12 protein-coding genes are annotated in these 13604 nt (G+C 68.6%); 4 read left to right on the top strand and 8 right to left on the bottom strand.

What is annotated here, in order from left to right; translation table 11 throughout:
* Positions 1 to 91 precede the first annotated feature (91 nt).
* A complete protein-coding gene (locus ACFPJ1_RS29615) occupies positions 92 to 703 on the bottom strand; it encodes a TetR/AcrR family transcriptional regulator (protein WP_380108869.1) in 612 nt (203 codons plus the stop codon).
* A 171-nt stretch (positions 704 to 874) separates the two neighbouring features.
* Here ACFPJ1_RS29615 and ACFPJ1_RS29610 point away from each other — a divergent pair, with 171 nt between their 5' ends.
* Positions 875 to 2134, top strand: a complete 1260-nt coding sequence (locus tag ACFPJ1_RS29610) for a TerC family protein (RefSeq protein WP_380108868.1) — start codon at positions 875 to 877, stop codon at positions 2132 to 2134.
* Here ACFPJ1_RS29610 and ACFPJ1_RS29605 read toward each other — a convergent pair.
* Genes ACFPJ1_RS29605 through ACFPJ1_RS29590 form a run of 4 tightly spaced genes read right to left on the bottom strand, consistent with a single transcriptional unit; the run spans position 2114 to position 7087 of the window.
* On the bottom strand, positions 2114 to 2944 hold the full coding sequence (locus ACFPJ1_RS29605) for a carbohydrate ABC transporter permease (RefSeq protein WP_380108867.1): 831 nt from the start codon (positions 2942 to 2944) through the stop codon (positions 2114 to 2116). The two genes, ACFPJ1_RS29610 and ACFPJ1_RS29605, sit on opposite strands and share 21 nt — an antisense overlap.
* 2 nt (positions 2945 to 2946) lie before the next feature.
* Positions 2947 to 3921, bottom strand: a complete 975-nt coding sequence (locus ACFPJ1_RS29600) for a carbohydrate ABC transporter permease (protein WP_380108866.1) — start codon at positions 3919 to 3921, stop codon at positions 2947 to 2949.
* Positions 3918 to 5228 (bottom strand): ABC transporter substrate-binding protein, encoded by a 1311-nt coding sequence (locus tag ACFPJ1_RS29595; RefSeq protein WP_380108864.1) that lies wholly within the window; start codon positions 5226 to 5228, stop codon positions 3918 to 3920. The genes ACFPJ1_RS29600 and ACFPJ1_RS29595 overlap by 4 nt, the downstream gene beginning before the upstream one ends.
* A gap of 2 nt (positions 5229 to 5230) precedes the next feature.
* On the bottom strand, positions 5231 to 7087 hold the full coding sequence (locus ACFPJ1_RS29590; protein WP_380108863.1) for a glycoside hydrolase family 127 protein: 1857 nt from the start codon (positions 7085 to 7087) through the stop codon (positions 5231 to 5233).
* Positions 7088 to 7275: 188 nt separating this feature from the next.
* Here ACFPJ1_RS29590 and ACFPJ1_RS29585 point away from each other — a divergent pair, with 188 nt between their 5' ends.
* Positions 7276 to 8274, top strand: a complete 999-nt coding sequence (locus ACFPJ1_RS29585) for a LacI family DNA-binding transcriptional regulator (RefSeq protein ID WP_380108862.1) — start codon at positions 7276 to 7278, stop codon at positions 8272 to 8274.
* Here the strand turns inward: ACFPJ1_RS29585 and ACFPJ1_RS29580 are convergent.
* Both ACFPJ1_RS29580 and ACFPJ1_RS29575 read right to left on the bottom strand, forming a co-directional pair.
* Positions 8257 to 10518, bottom strand: coding sequence for a glycoside hydrolase family 3 C-terminal domain-containing protein (locus ACFPJ1_RS29580; protein WP_380108861.1), 2262 nt, complete (start codon positions 10516 to 10518; stop codon positions 8257 to 8259). The genes ACFPJ1_RS29585 and ACFPJ1_RS29580 overlap by 18 nt on opposite strands.
* A 47-nt stretch (positions 10519 to 10565) precedes the next feature.
* Positions 10566 to 10823 carry a sortase domain-containing protein gene (locus tag ACFPJ1_RS29575; RefSeq protein ID WP_380108859.1) on the bottom strand — a complete coding sequence of 86 codons (258 nt, stop codon included), beginning with the start codon at positions 10821 to 10823 and terminating at the stop codon, positions 10566 to 10568.
* Positions 10824 to 10996: 173 nt separating this feature from the next.
* Between ACFPJ1_RS29575 and ACFPJ1_RS29570 the strand changes: the two genes are divergently transcribed.
* Positions 10997 to 11344 carry a VOC family protein gene (locus tag ACFPJ1_RS29570; RefSeq protein WP_380108858.1) on the top strand — a complete coding sequence of 116 codons (348 nt, stop codon included), beginning with the start codon at positions 10997 to 10999 and terminating at the stop codon, positions 11342 to 11344.
* Positions 11345 to 11466: 122 nt separating this feature from the next.
* Positions 11467 to 12318, top strand: coding sequence for a TrmH family RNA methyltransferase (locus ACFPJ1_RS29565; RefSeq protein ID WP_380108857.1), 852 nt, complete (start codon positions 11467 to 11469; stop codon positions 12316 to 12318).
* A 465-nt stretch (positions 12319 to 12783) separates the two neighbouring features.
* Here the strand turns inward: ACFPJ1_RS29565 and ACFPJ1_RS29560 are convergent, their stop codons facing one another.
* Entirely contained in the window at positions 12784 to 13584 is an 801-nt protein-coding gene (locus tag ACFPJ1_RS29560) for a transglutaminase-like domain-containing protein (protein WP_380108855.1), read from the bottom strand.
* Positions 13585 to 13604: the final 20 nt, after the last annotated feature.

The raw sequence follows: 13604 nt of genomic DNA, 5'->3' as shown, positions 1-13604 counted from the left end.
CAGTCTGTTCCTTCCAGTCGCTACGAAAATGGGCGTGACTCAGCACCCCGGCGGCGCGCTCGCACCTTCCGGGTGGATCTGTGGCTGGGCTCTAGCCAGGCTCTGGCAGACCGGCCTGCAGTTGATCGAGGGCATCACTCAGCAGGTCGGCCATGGATACAGGTGGATCGGCTCGCAGCCACTCCCCCATCGCCACCGCGGCAGCCGCGCCCACCGCGGCGGCAACGAGCTTCGGATACATCCCGCCCGCCCCCGTCCGCGAGGCGATCGCCTCAGCCAGTTCCTGCTCGACGGCCGCGTTGGCCTTGGCGACCTCGCCCTGCAAGGCCGGCTCGGTCATCATCAGGCGGATCCCGGCGAGCCACTGCTCGTCCGGCGGCCGCAACCCGCCATGGCCCTGCTGACCCAGCGCGAACTGGGTCTCGATCGCGCCCCGAAGAGCGGGCCACAGCGGTTCGTCGGCCGGACGCGCCCGCAACGCTTCCGCGATCCGCAGCGTTCGGTCGACGTGCCGAGCCGCGATCGCCTCGGCCTTGTTGGAGAAGTAGTTCCGGAAGGTCCGCAGCGAGACGCCGGCCTCGGCGGCGATGTCCTCGACCCGCACGTTGTCCAGGCCCCGCTCGACCGCCAGCCGGACCGCCGCCCAGCTCAGCGCGATCCGGGTCTCCTGCTTCTTCCGCTCCCGCAGCCCGACTGTGTCCATACAGGTCACCGTAGCAAAATTTGCCCAAAGTGCAAATATGCCCATTCGGCAAATATCGCCACGGCCGGGCCGCCTTCGAGACGGTCGGCGACAGCATCCGAGGGCTCATGGTTGGCTAGTGCGCGGAGCACCGGCGCCACCTTCCTCCCCTTCGCGATCGGAACCGAGACAATGACCGTTTCCCCGCTGGTCTGGATCCTGACGGTGGCGGCGATCGTCGGGCTGCTGCTCTTCGACTACTTCTTCCACGTCCGGACCGCGCACACGCCCCGGCTGCGGGAGGCCGCCATCTGGTCCAGCCTGTACGTCGGGATCGCGGTGCTGTTCGGACTCGGCATGCTGATCATCGGCGGTCCGACGATGGGCTCGGAGTACTTCGCGGGCTACATCACCGAGAAGGCGCTGTCGGTCGACAACCTGTTCGTCTTCCTGATCCTCATGAACAGCTTCCGGGTGCCGCGGGAGAACCAGCAGAAGGTGCTGCTGTTCGGCATCGTCTTCTCGCTGATCGCGCGCACCGCGTTCATCTTCCTCGGCTCGGCGCTGCTGAACACCTTCTCCTGGGTGTTCTACCTGTTCGGGGTGGCGCTGCTGCTGACCGCCGGTAACATGCTCAAGCCAGAGACCGAGGAGTCGCACTCCGCGCAGAACGTCGTCGTCCGGCTGAGCCGCAAGGTGTTCCCGACCACGGACTACTACGACGGGGACAAGCTGTTCACGATCGAGAACGGCAAGCGGGCGCTGACCCCGATGATGCTGGTGATGGCGGCGATCGGCGGCACCGACCTGATGTTCGCGCTGGACTCCATCCCGGCGATCTTCGGCCTGACCCAGAACGTCTACATCGTGTTCACCGCGACCGCCTTCAGCCTGCTCGGCCTGCGCCAGTTGTACTTCCTGCTGGACGGCCTGCTCGACCGGCTGGTCTACCTGTCCTTCGGGCTGGCCGCGATCCTGGCGTTCATCGGCGCGAAGCTGATCCTGCACGCGCTGCACGAGAACAACCTGCCGTTCATCAACGGCGGCGAGCCGGTGGACGTGATGGAGATCAGCACCGGCCTGTCGCTGGTCGTCATCGTCGTGGTGCTGGTGATCACGATCTTCGCCTCGCTGTTCAGCACCCGCGGCCGGACCCAGACCGCGATGGCGAACGCCCGCCGCGACGCGACCGCGTACCTCGACTCGGAGTACTCCGACGATCCCGAGGAGCGGGAGCGGATCTTCCGGCGGCTCGAGGGCGCCCGCGACCACATCATCGCGCTCGGCCCGAAGGCCAAGAAGATCGTCAAGAACGAGCCGGAACTGCTGGACCTGTGCCGCCGCGCCATCGAGTCCCACGACACCGCTCATGCTGTCGCCGGCACCAGCCATGTCTCGAGCTCGAACTCCGGTACTGCGAACCCGGGCGACTCACCCCTTGACCGCTCCTGACGCCAGACCGGTGACGTAGAAGCGCTGGAGTCCGACGTAGAGCACGATGCAGGGGACCATCGCGATCACCGAGCCGGCCACCAACGACCCGAAGTTCACCTCGCCGTACGCACCGGCCTGCACGTTCACCAGGGCCACCGGCAGGGTGTAGAGCTCGTCCTTGGTGAGGAAGGTCAGCGCGCCGAGGAACTCCGTCCACGCCGCCAGGAACGCGTAGAGCGCCACGGTGGCCGCGCCCGGGGTCACCAGCGGGCGCAGTACCGAGCCGATCATCCGCAGGGTGCCGCAACCGTCCACGTGGGCGGAGTCCTCCAGCTCGACCGGCACCGAGGAGAACGAGTTCCGCATCACGAAGACGCCGAACGGCAGGTTGACCGTGGTGTAGAAGAGCACCAACCCGAACAGGCTGTCGGTCAGCCGCATCACGTTCAGCTGCAGGTAGAGCGGGGTGAGGATCGCCTGGAACGGGATCATCATCGACACCACCACCAGCGCGAACAGCAGCGGCGCGGTCCGGAACCGGAACCGGGCGAACCCGTACCCCGCCAGCGTCGCCAGCACCGCGGTCAGGACGGCGGTGCTCAGGGCGACGACCAGGCTGTTGCCGACGGCCCGCAGCAGGTTGCCCGGGCCCTCGATCAAGGCCTGGAAGTTGGCCCAGGTCAGGTGGAAGAAGGTGGCCGAGTCGGGCGCCGCGACGATCACATCGTTCGGCCGGACCGACCGGAAGAGGGCCCAGAGCAACGGAATCGCGAAGACCAGCAGCGCGCCGCCGCCACCGACCAGGTAGGGAACGTTCTTCAGCCTCATCGTCAGTCCCTCTCCCGGAGCAGCCAGAACTGGGCCGCGGTGACGAGTCCGACCACGACGACGAGCACGATCGACAACGCGGTCGCGGCGCCGAGCTGCAGCTGCACGAAGGCGCGGTTGTAGACGTACTGGACGACCGTGGTGGTATCCGTGCCCGGGCCGCCCCGGGTCAGGATGTAGAACTGGGTGAACGCCAGCAGCGACCCGACCACCGAGATGATGACGGCCATCGCGATCGTCCGGCGCAGGACCGGGATGGTGATCTCCCGCTCCTGCTGCCACCAGGTGGCGCCGTCCAGCTCGGACGACTCGTAGTACTCGCGCGGGATGGCCTGCATGCCGGCCATCAGCAACATCATGGTCAGGCCGGAGACTCCCCAGATCACCAGCACGCAGATCAGCCCGGTGGCCAGCGGCCCGTCCACCAGCCAGGCCGTCGTACCGTCGGTGATGCCGAGCTTGCGGAGCACGATGTTGATCGCCCCGCTGTCGGGTTGCGCCTCGAGCACGGTGACGAAGCTCAACGTGGACAGGCCGACCACGAACGGCAGGAAGAAGACCGTCCGCAACACGGTGGACCCGCGCCGCTTGCGCCGGACCAGGACGGCCAGCGCGTACCCGAGCACCAGGATCGGGCCGGTCACGATGACCGTGTAGATCAGGGTGTAGAGGACGGATTTCGCGAACGCCGCGTCGGAGACGATCGCGGTGTAGTTGTCCAGGCCGCTGAACCGGACCTGACCGATCAGCGGCCAGTTCGTCAGCGAGATCACCAGCGCGAAGCCGAGCGGGATCAGCACGAAGACCGCGACGAACAGCACCGCGGGCGTGACCAGCAGCAGACCGGTCCGGGACGGATGCGTGAGAGATCCCTGCCCGGTACGGCGACCCGCGGCTCGGCGCTGGGTCGGACGGCGGTTCTCGGCCTGCGTGGCCGGTCCCGGCTGCGGTGGCGCGTCAGTTCGGGCGGCGCTCATGCCTGCCCCTGCGCCAGAATCCGGTCGTACGACTGCTGCGCTTCTTGCATAGCGGCCTCCACCTCGCCGTCGAACACGGCCCGGCGGAACATCTGCAGCCACGGTCCGTCCGGCTGGTTGTAGAGCAGGTTGTACGAGAGCGTGGTGGGCGCGTAGCCCTCCTCGATCCGCTCCAGCGGCAGCGTCGCGAGAGGGAACTTCTTGCCGAAGTCGGCAGTCGCCGCATCCGACCGGACCGGGGTGTAGCCACCCGCGGGCAGATCGATCTGCTGCGGCAGGTCGAGCGCGAATCGGACGAACTCCCAGGCCCCGGAGGCGTTCTCGGCGCCCCGCGGGATGCACATGTTGTCGCCTCCGTCGAAGAAGGCCGAGCCACCGTCGGGACCGGACAGCAGTCGCGGCGTCACCTTCTGGTGGAACTTGTCGTCCGACGCGGACACGACCACGCTGTAGTTGGACGGGAAGATGCCGACCTTGCCGGCCCGGAAGTCGCTGCCCCAGCGCGAGGCGTCGTCGGAGAAGTTCGCCCGCGGCACAAGGCCGTCGACCCAGAGCTGCCGGTGCAGCTCCAGCATCCGCTGGACCACGTCGTTGCCGACGATGTCGCCGGACTGCTGCCCGATCTCCCCTTTGATCAGGTCGGTGTCGGCCGCCCAGATCATCGGCTGGACGACGAACCCGAGCGCACCCGGGCTGTTCGCCGGGAAGCTCCAGGCGTAGATGTCGTCGCCGAGCTTGCCGAGCTTCCGCGCCGCGTCCAGCAGATCGTCGAACGACTTGATCGCCTGGTCCGGATCGACCCCGGCCTTGTCGCAGAGCTCGGTGTTGAACCAGAACATCGAGTTGTCGGCCAGGTACGGCACGCCGTACACCCGGTCGGTCTTCGTGGCCAGGCGCAGGTGTCCGGGGCTGAGCTTGTCCCGGAAGTCCAGCGCCCGCAGGGGTTCGGTGAGGTCGGTGAAGGCGTCGCGGTAGATGAAGAGCATCGAGTTGATGTCATCGATGTCCACCACGTCCGGCACTTCCCGGCCGCGGATCGCCGTCGCCAGCTTGGTCACGTACTGCGCGTCCAGGACCGGTGTCAGCTCGACGGTGAGCCGGTCCTGGGACTTGTTGAACTTCTCCACCAGCGCGGTCAGACCGGTCTGCGTCGCCGCCCGGCACCAGACCCGGACGGTGCCGGTGGCACTCTCACCGAAGCCCGCCGCTCGGACATCCGGCTCCGGCAACACTGAGCTGCAGCCAGGCAGGAGCCCGGCCGCCGCGGTGGCGGTCGCTGCGCCGAGGAACCTCCGTCGAGTCAGCATGATCAGCCGCGCGGGAGCCAGACGCGCATCGCGCCGATCTCACGGTTCGCCCAGGCGTAGTACGGGACCGCGACGACCTCGACCTCGGTGTCGGTTCTGCCTCTGGTCCTCAGCACGGTGACGCCGTCTAGCAGCGACGGGTCGTGGCTGACGGCTACTTCCGCGTCGGTCAGCAGGTGGAGGTCGTCGACGTTCGCCTGCTGGTCGACCTGCTCGACGGCATAGACCAGCGGTCCGCGTTCCAGCGCGACACATCCCCGGACCGCGTCGACCCTCGGATGAGCCGTGACCACCCGTGGCTTCATCGGCAGCTCGAGCTCGACTACGGCGCCGACCGGCCACTCGCGCTCGATCCGCGCGTACTCGCCGGCTGCCACCGGAACGCCGCCGACCGTTGCTCCTTCGGCCCACTGCGGGATGCGCAGCTCCAACGCCCACGGACCGTCGACCGTCTGCTCGACGGTCACCCGGACGGAGCCCTGCCACGGGTACTCCGTCTCCACCGTCAGCCCGATCGAGCCGCGCCCCGGCAGCTCCGCCGTCACCACGCCCGCGGCGTACTGGTGAAGCTGGACGCTGTCGGTGCTGGTGCTCGCGAGGTAGCCGTCGAGGCTGGCGAGGGTACGCATGATGTTCGGCGGACAGCACGCGCACTCGAACCAGCCGCGTCGGCCGTGAGCTGGACTGCGGTTGTTGTCGGCGTGCGCGGAACCTCGCAGCTGGAGCGGGTTCACGTAGAAGTACTCGCTGCCGGCCAGCGAGACGCCGGCCAGGAAGCCGTTGTAGAGCATCCGCTCGATGGCATCCGCGTACTGCGCTTCGCCCGTCGCCAGCAGCATCCGCCAGGCCCACTGGATGCCACCGATCGCGGCGCACGTCTCGGCGTACGCGCGATCCGGCGGCAGTTCGTGCTCGTCGCCGAACGCCTCGCCTTCCCACCGCGCGCCGAGTCCGCCGGTCACGTAGGTCTTCGTCGACCACATGTGGGCGAACTGCCGCTTCAACGCATCCAGCAACTCCGCATCACCGGTCTCCAGCGCGACATCCGTGGCCCCCGCCGCGAGATAGACCGCCCGCACTGCGTGGCCTTCCACGGTGGCGGCTGCTCGCACCGGAACCCGGTCGGAGAAGTACGTCGGCTCGTGGCCGTGGTTCGCGATGATGCCGTGGCCGCGGGCCTCGACGAACCAGCGGGCGAGGTCGAGGTAGGCACTCGTGCCGGTCTCGCGGTACAGCTCGACCAGGGCCATCTCGATCACTGGATGACCGTCGACATCCACGGTCTTGCCGTCACCCTCGCCGAAGGACGCCGCCAGGTGGTCCGCCAGCTTGATCGCGACCTCGAGGAGCTCGCGATCCCCCGTGCACCGGACCTGCGCGACCGCCGCCTGGATCAGGTGGCCGGCGCAGTAGTGCTCGTGGCTCCAGACGAGCTGCTGGTAGCGACCCTCCTCGCCGTACCGGAGTTGCACGACGGAGTCGAGGTAGCCGTCCTCGCGTTGCGCGGCGGCGACGATCGCGGTCAGCTCGCGCTGGCGCTTCAGGAGATCCTCGGAAGGGTTCCGGCCGTACTCCCAGGCGACGGCTTCGAGCCACTTGTAGACGTCGGAATCGGCGAACACGGGCCCGATCGCCTCGCCCTCGCCGATCCCCGCGGCCAGTCGCAGGTTGTGCAGGTTGCCGGCCGACTCGAGTTGCTGCTGCCCGAACGGGATCGCCTGATCGCCGTTCCGGGTCTGCCTCGGAGCCCAGAATCCGCTGCTGATCCGGGCCTGCCCGAGACCGACCGGTTGCCAGCTACCCCGGCGGGCGGCGGCAGGGCTGAGGGAGGTGGTGGCTGCTTCCGGGCTGGCGCTCATCAGCGACTCCTGGCTGGGACGGAAAATCCGGAACACGTTTTCCTGATCGAACGTAGAGAGCTTCCGCAGCCTGGTCAACCCCTCGGACCTCGTCAGATGCTGAGAGTTCCGGATCGGCTGGGGTACCGTACGAGCTGACTGCGGAAAGTCCGGAAAGTTGTAGACAGGCCCTGCTGAGGAGGTGCCGGATGGCGTCGCGCGGACCATCGCTGCCACGGATCACCGATGTCGCCGCGCTCGCGGGCGTCTCCACGAGCACCGCGTCGAAGGCACTGAACGACACCGGCCAGCTCCGTGAGGAGACCCGCGAACGGGTCCGCCGGGCCGCCGAACAACTGGGCTTCACGCCGGACAGCCGCGGCCGCGCCCTGTCCTCGGGCCGCAGCTACACGGTCGGCCTGATCACCACCGACAGCTCGGGCCGGTTCAGCATCCCGATCATGCTCGGCGCGGAGGACGCCCTCAGCGCTGGCGAGATGGCGCTCGTGCTCTGCGATACCCGCGACGATCCCCTGCGCGAGCAGCACTACCTGCGCTCGCTGGTGTCGCGGCGGGTCGACGGGATCATCGTCACCGGCCGGCGGACCGAGCCGCGCGAGCCGATCGACGTACCGATCCCGGTGGTCTACGCCTTCAGCCCGTCCACCGATCCGGCCGACACCTCGGTGATCGTCGACGACCACGGCGGCGCGTCCTCGGCGGTCCGGCATCTGCTCAGCCTCGGCCGCCGGCGGATCGCCCATGTCACCGGGCCCGCGACCCACAACAGCGCGCGGGCCCGAGCAGCCGCGACCATCGAGTCAGCTGGCGATACCTTCGTGGGTGAGCCGATGCACGGCGAGTGGAGTGAACGCTGGGGCCGGCACGCGGTCGACGTCCTGCTCCGCTCCGGCAACGAGGTGGACGCGATCTCCTGCGGCAGCGACCAGATCGCCCGCGGCGTGTGCGACCGGCTGCGCGAGCTCGGCCGGTCCGTGCCGGACGACCTCGCCGTGACCGGCTACGACAACTGGAGCGTGATGGCGCTGGCGAGCCGCCCGCCTCTCACCACGGTCGACCTGGAGCTCGAAGAGCTCGGCCGCCGTACTGCGCAACTCCTGCTCGACGCGATCGCTGACAACCCGCACCCCGGGTTGGTGGAGATGCCGACCCGGCTGGTCACCCGCGAGTCAACGCTCGGCACCTAGTTGTTCGAGGAGGTTGTCCAGCGTCTTGTTGTCGACGACCATGCCGGGGAACGCGCACAGCCGTCTGAGCGGGAAGTTGCCGATCACCTGGAGGAGTTCCGGGTCGCCGAGCACGCCGTTCGGAGTACCGGCGTCGCTCGCGCCGATGCTTGCCAAGAGCAACGGACCACCGACCGGGTCGGCCAGCCACTCCTGCAGGCTGGACGAATCGTCGAGCGGTGCGGCCACCGGCGGTGCGTCGATGTCGAGCGACGTGGTGAGCCGCAGGTCGCGCGAGGACGCCCCGACGGCGAGGTCGAAGCGGCCTGCCTCGAGCACCCAGCGATGGTGGAGCTCGGACCAGTAGGACAGGTCGCGGCTGTCCAGCGTGAACGCGACCTGCGCAGTCTCGCCGGGCGCGAGGTCGACCTTGGCGAAACCCTTCAGCTCCCGGATCGGCCGTGCGACGGACGCGTCGGGGGCACCGACGTACAGCTGGATGACCTCTTTGCCGGCTCGCGGCCCGGTGTTCGTGACGTTGCACTTCACGCTGATTGCGAGGTCGCCGGCCTCGTGGCTGCCGGACTGCTCGACGACGAGATCGGCGTACTCGAAGGTCGTGTACGAGAGGCCGTGCCCGAACGGGTAGCTCACCTCGCGGGCGAGTGCGTCGTACCCGCGGTAACCCACGAACACGCCCTCGCCGTACCGGACGTGGCCCGAGTCGCCGGGGAAGTTGAGGTACGACGGGTTATCCTCCAGCCGCAGCGGGAGGGTCTCCGCCAACCGGCCGGAGGGGTTCGCAGTACCGAGCAGGACGTCGGCGATCGCGCCACCGGCTGCCTGGCCACCGAGCCAGGTCTCGAGCACCGCCTTGGCGTGGTGCTCCCAGCCGTCGAGCCTGATCGCGGAGCCGTTCGCCAGGACGACGACGAGGCGCGGGTTCGCCGAGGCCAGCCGGGCTACCAGCGCGGTCTGCGAGGCGGGGAGGTCGAGGTGGTCGCGGTCGAAGCCTTCGGACTCGTCGCTCGCCGGCAGCCCGAGGAAGGCGACGACCGTGTCGGCCCGGCTCGCCAACTCCACAGCCTCCTGCGCCAGTGAGTCGTCATCGGCGGTTGTGTCGAGGCCGAAGCCGGCGGCGAACGCGACCGTCACGCCTTCGGCTGCAAGGGTGAGTTCGTCCAGTGCTGTCTCGACCTTGGTCGGGTTCACCTGGGAACTGCCGGCGCCCTGGTATCGCGGAGTCCGGGCGAACTCGCCGATGACGGCGAGCGTGCTGCCCGGTTCGGGCGCGAGCGGCAGGATACTGTCGTCGTTGCGGAGGAGCACCAGGCAATCGCGAGCGGCCGCGCGAGCCAACGCGTGGTGCGCCTCGAGGTCCAGCGGGCCACCTTTGTCTGTGGTGGTTCGGTTGACCAGGTTGAGCACCCGAGTGACGGCGGTGTCGAGCACGGCCTCGTCGAGGGCTCCGCTCTGCACCGCCTCGATGATCTGGGCGTCACTGGTCTGGAGGTTCGGCGGCATCTCGAGGTCGAGTCCGGCAGCCAGCGCGGCAACCCGGTCGGCCACGGCACCCCAGTCCGAGACCACCATGCCTTCGAAGCCCCACTCGTCGCGGAGTACCTCGGTGAGCAGCCAGTGGTGCTGGGAGGCGTACGTGCCGTTGATCTTGTTGTAGGAGCACATCACGGTCCACGGCTGGGCCTCGGTCACCACCCGCTCGAACGCGGGCAAGTAGATCTCGCGCAGAGTCCGCTCGGCGACGTCGGCGCTGACCCGGAGCCGGTCGGTCTCCTGGTTGTTCGCCGCGAAGTGCTTCAGCGAGGTCCCGACACCTTGACTCTGCACTCCGCGCACCGCCGCGGCGGCGAGCGCGCCGGCGACCAGCGGGTCCTCGGAAAAGTACTCGAAGTTGCGCCCGCAGAGCGGCGACCTCTTGATGTTCACCCCCGGCCCGAGCAGTACTCCGACCTGCTCGGCCCGGCACTCCCGGCCCAGCGCCTCGCCCACGCGGTACAGCAGGTCGGTGTCGAACGACGAGGCCAGCGCGGACGCCGTCGGGAAGCAGGTCGCGGGGACACTGCCGGACAACCCGACGTGGTCGGCGTCGCCAGGCTGCTTCCGCAGTCCGTGCGGCCCGTCGGTCACCATCACCCGCGGGATCCCGGCCCGCTCGATCGCCTGCGTATGCCAGAACCCCGACCCCCGGCACAACGAGGCCTTCTCCGCCAGCGACAACCCCGCGACCACCGAGTCGACGTCCATGCGCGCGACCGTACTCCCCCAGGGCGATTTGCAGAACTTCGCGGTCCCTATCCGATCGTGTGACCGATCAGGGTGGCGACGACCACCAGATTGGCCTCGAACTTCCTCGACACGTAGTCGAGGCCACCGCAGGTGATCAGGCGCAGTCCGGCCGAGTCGATGTCGCCGTACACGGCGGCGCTCGGGAAGGTGGACTTCGGGTACTGCTTGACGCGGAACACCGCCGTCGACCGGTCCTGCCGGGTCACCACGATCCTGTCTCCCGGCCGCGGTTGGCAACCACTTCGAGTAGTTGCCCACGACAACCTGACGGGTCGCTCATTTCAACTACCGTGCGGGGTTGGCGCGGCTTGCATCGCTCGGTCTGCATATAACCATCTCGGCATGCTCGGTGTGGCGGAGCGGGGACCTGGGCACCGACAGGGGCAGGGGAGGTCGGCCGCCCAGGGCGACCCTGATGGGAAGTAGGCGACGAACGGTGACGATCAAGGCAGTGCTCGCGGTGATCCCGGTGACGGACTTCGGTCCGGCGTGCGACTGGTACGAGTCGTTCTTCGGCCGCCCGGCCGACACGCGCCCGATGGACTCGCTGGCCGAATGGCACCTGAGCGACCTCGGCGTCGTCCAGGTCTTCCACGACCCGGACCGGGCCGGCCGGACCGCGGTCAACTTCACCGTCGACGAACTCGACCCGGCGCTGGCCGAACTCGCCACCCACGGCATCACCAGCACCGACCCCCAGATCGTCGCGAGCGGAAGCCAGCGCCTGGTGACCGTGAGCGACGCAGACGGCAACCAGCTGGGCCTACTCGAATCCGTCGCCTGACCTCCGCGCAGTTCTACGGTTCAACGCCGTACTTGGAGGCAGTACTTCGACGAACCGCGGGCGGCCAACCATGCCGGTCCTCGTAGTGTGGGGGTTCGTTCGGCTGACTTCACGGAGGACCGATGGCCGCGGTGCAGCGGATCAGTAGCCGGAATGCCCGGTTCCAGGTGTGGCAGGCGTTGCTGTCCAACCGGAACAAGCGGCAGCGGGCCGGGGAGTTCCTGGTCCAGGGCGTCCGGCCGATCACTCTCGCGGTGGATCACGGCTGGCCGGTCCGCGCGTTGATCCACGATTCCGCGCGGCCGCTGTCGCACTGGGCGCAGGATCTGCTGCAGCGACTGCCCTTGACCGAGCGGGTGAGCATGGCGCCGGAGTTGCTCGCGGAACTGGGCGAGAAGGAGGAGGCCGCGCCCGAGGTGATCGCCGTACTCGAGATGCCGGCCGACGACCTGAACCGGATCCAGGTCGGGCCCGACTTCCTCGGCGTCGTCTTCGACCGGCCCACCGGGCCGGGCAACATCGGCTCGATCATCCGGTCCGCCGACGCGTTCGGCGCCGACGGGCTGATCGTCACCGGTCACGCGGCCGACGTGTACGACCCGAAGTCGGTGCGGGCGAGCACGGGATCGCTCTTCGCACTGCCCGCGGTCCGTGTCCCCTCGCAGCGCGAGGTGATGGAGTGGGTCGAGACGCAGCGCGCGCACGGCGTACCGATCGTGGTCGTCGGTACGGACGAGCACGGCGAGGCCGACATTTACGACTTCGACCTGACGCGCCCGACGTTGCTGCTGATCGGCAACGAGACCTCCGGTCTGAGCGCAGCCTGGAAGGGTCTCGCCGACCATCTGGTCCGCATTCCGATGACCGGCTCGGCCAGCTCGCTCAACGCGGCCAACGCCGCGACTGCGGTGCTTTACGAGGTTTCCCGGCAGCGTGCCCATTCGTTCAAGACGGGCGGTGGCGCGGGCACCTAGCGGACCCTCGGAGCGCGCGAACCCTTGCCCGCCGCAGCCGCAGCCGCAGAGTGTCCTCCGCCCGTGCCGTAGGGGTTCGCCCACTGTCAGAGCAATGGGCTAACCCCCAGAGCAGTGGGGTAACCCCCAGAGGAGGCAGCGAACCCAGAAGCACTAGCGGACCCCCGGAGGGCGCGAAACCTCGCCCGCCGCAGCCGCAGAGTGTCCTCCGCCCGTGCCGTAGGGGTTCGCCCACTGTCAGAGCAATGGGCTAACCCCCAGAGCAGTGGGGTAACCCCCAGAGGAAGCAGCGAACCCCTACAGCACCAGTGAACCCCCGGAGAGCGCGAAACCTCGTCCGCCGCAGCGCAGTGTGCTCCGCCCGCGCCGTGGGGGTTCGCCCACTGTCAGAGCACGACTTACGGACACTAGCTTCGTCACCATAGCTGTTTCCGTGCGACCCCGAGGGCTACCCCGTCGTGCCGGCTAGTTGATCAGCTCCTCGGGGACGGCCAGATCCTCCTTCTGGTAAAGGCTTTCGGGGTCGGTCGTGGCGGCGATCTCGTCCATCAGCGCATCGAAGTCCGGGCCGGTCCTGCCCTGGTAGGAGTCGTCCATCCGGCTCCACTCGTCCCACGGCAGCATCTCCACCTTGTTGAGCGCAGCGAGATCCCGGATCGCATTGCCGCGGATCTCCCCCGGTCCCCAGACCGGGTCGGGTCCACCGACGCCGAAGAGGTCGCCATCGACTTCACCCGTCCGGTACCACTGCCAGGCCTCGCCACCGGTCAGGAACTCCCCGGGCTGGAGATCGTCGAGGTGGGCGGGCCAGTGCCGGTCGAGGTTCTCGACATCGAGCCGGATCCAGCGATCGTCCTCGGCCGGCCTGTACTCGATCACCCAATGGTCGAGATTCTGCCCTTTCACGAAGTACGCGCCGAACCCGCAGCGCGCCCGGGCCGGCACACCGCGGAGCCGCAGCAGAGCCGTGGCCAGCGTCGCGAAGTGACGGCAGGTGCCGACCACGCGGCGCTCCGCAGTACGGGCGTCGCTCAATGGTCGTGGGTCCTCGGCGATCAGGGCGTCGACTATCGCTGCGGCCGAGCGCAGGTTCTTCTCCGGGATGCGCTCGTCGGGGATGCCGGCCGCGGGCGCGTCGCGTGGCTGGATCACCAAGCTCTGCACGGCTTTGCAGATCCCGCGCGGGTCTCTCGGCAGGCTCTCGGCCAGCTGAACCTGGTCAGGGCGAAGTTCCGTCAAAGGCCCTGGCACGCTGTAGTCGATCATGCCGGTGATGCTAGGCAGGG

Source organism: Kribbella qitaiheensis (assembly GCF_042657745.1).
Taxonomy (GTDB): Bacteria; Actinomycetota; Actinomycetes; order Propionibacteriales; family Kribbellaceae; genus Kribbella; species Kribbella qitaiheensis.
This window is presented reverse-complemented; position numbering and strand designations above follow the sequence as displayed.

What these genes read in the sequence shown, in the direction of transcription:
- ACFPJ1_RS29600 (WP_380108866.1), bottom strand. Translation starts at nt 3,921, where the DNA reads ATGAGCGCCGCCCGAACTGACGCGCCACCGCAGCCGGGACCGGCCACG.
- ACFPJ1_RS29605 (WP_380108867.1), bottom strand. Translation starts at nt 2,944, where the DNA reads ATGAGGCTGAAGAACGTTCCCTACCTGGTCGGTGGCGGCGGCGCGCTG.
- ACFPJ1_RS29590 (WP_380108863.1), bottom strand. Translation starts at nt 7,087, where the DNA reads ATGAGCGCCAGCCCGGAAGCAGCCACCACCTCCCTCAGCCCTGCCGCC.
- ACFPJ1_RS29610 (WP_380108868.1), top strand. Translation starts at nt 875, where the DNA reads ATGACCGTTTCCCCGCTGGTCTGGATCCTGACGGTGGCGGCGATCGTC.
- ACFPJ1_RS29585 (WP_380108862.1), top strand. Translation starts at nt 7,276, where the DNA reads ATGGCGTCGCGCGGACCATCGCTGCCACGGATCACCGATGTCGCCGCG.
- ACFPJ1_RS29565 (WP_380108857.1), top strand. Translation starts at nt 11,467, where the DNA reads ATGGCCGCGGTGCAGCGGATCAGTAGCCGGAATGCCCGGTTCCAGGTG.
- ACFPJ1_RS29595 (WP_380108864.1), bottom strand. Translation starts at nt 5,228, where the DNA reads ATGCTGACTCGACGGAGGTTCCTCGGCGCAGCGACCGCCACCGCGGCG.
- ACFPJ1_RS29560 (WP_380108855.1), bottom strand. Translation starts at nt 13,584, where the DNA reads ATGATCGACTACAGCGTGCCAGGGCCTTTGACGGAACTTCGCCCTGAC.
- ACFPJ1_RS29580 (WP_380108861.1), bottom strand. Translation starts at nt 10,518, where the DNA reads ATGGACGTCGACTCGGTGGTCGCGGGGTTGTCGCTGGCGGAGAAGGCC.
- ACFPJ1_RS29615 (WP_380108869.1), bottom strand. Translation starts at nt 703, where the DNA reads ATGGACACAGTCGGGCTGCGGGAGCGGAAGAAGCAGGAGACCCGGATC.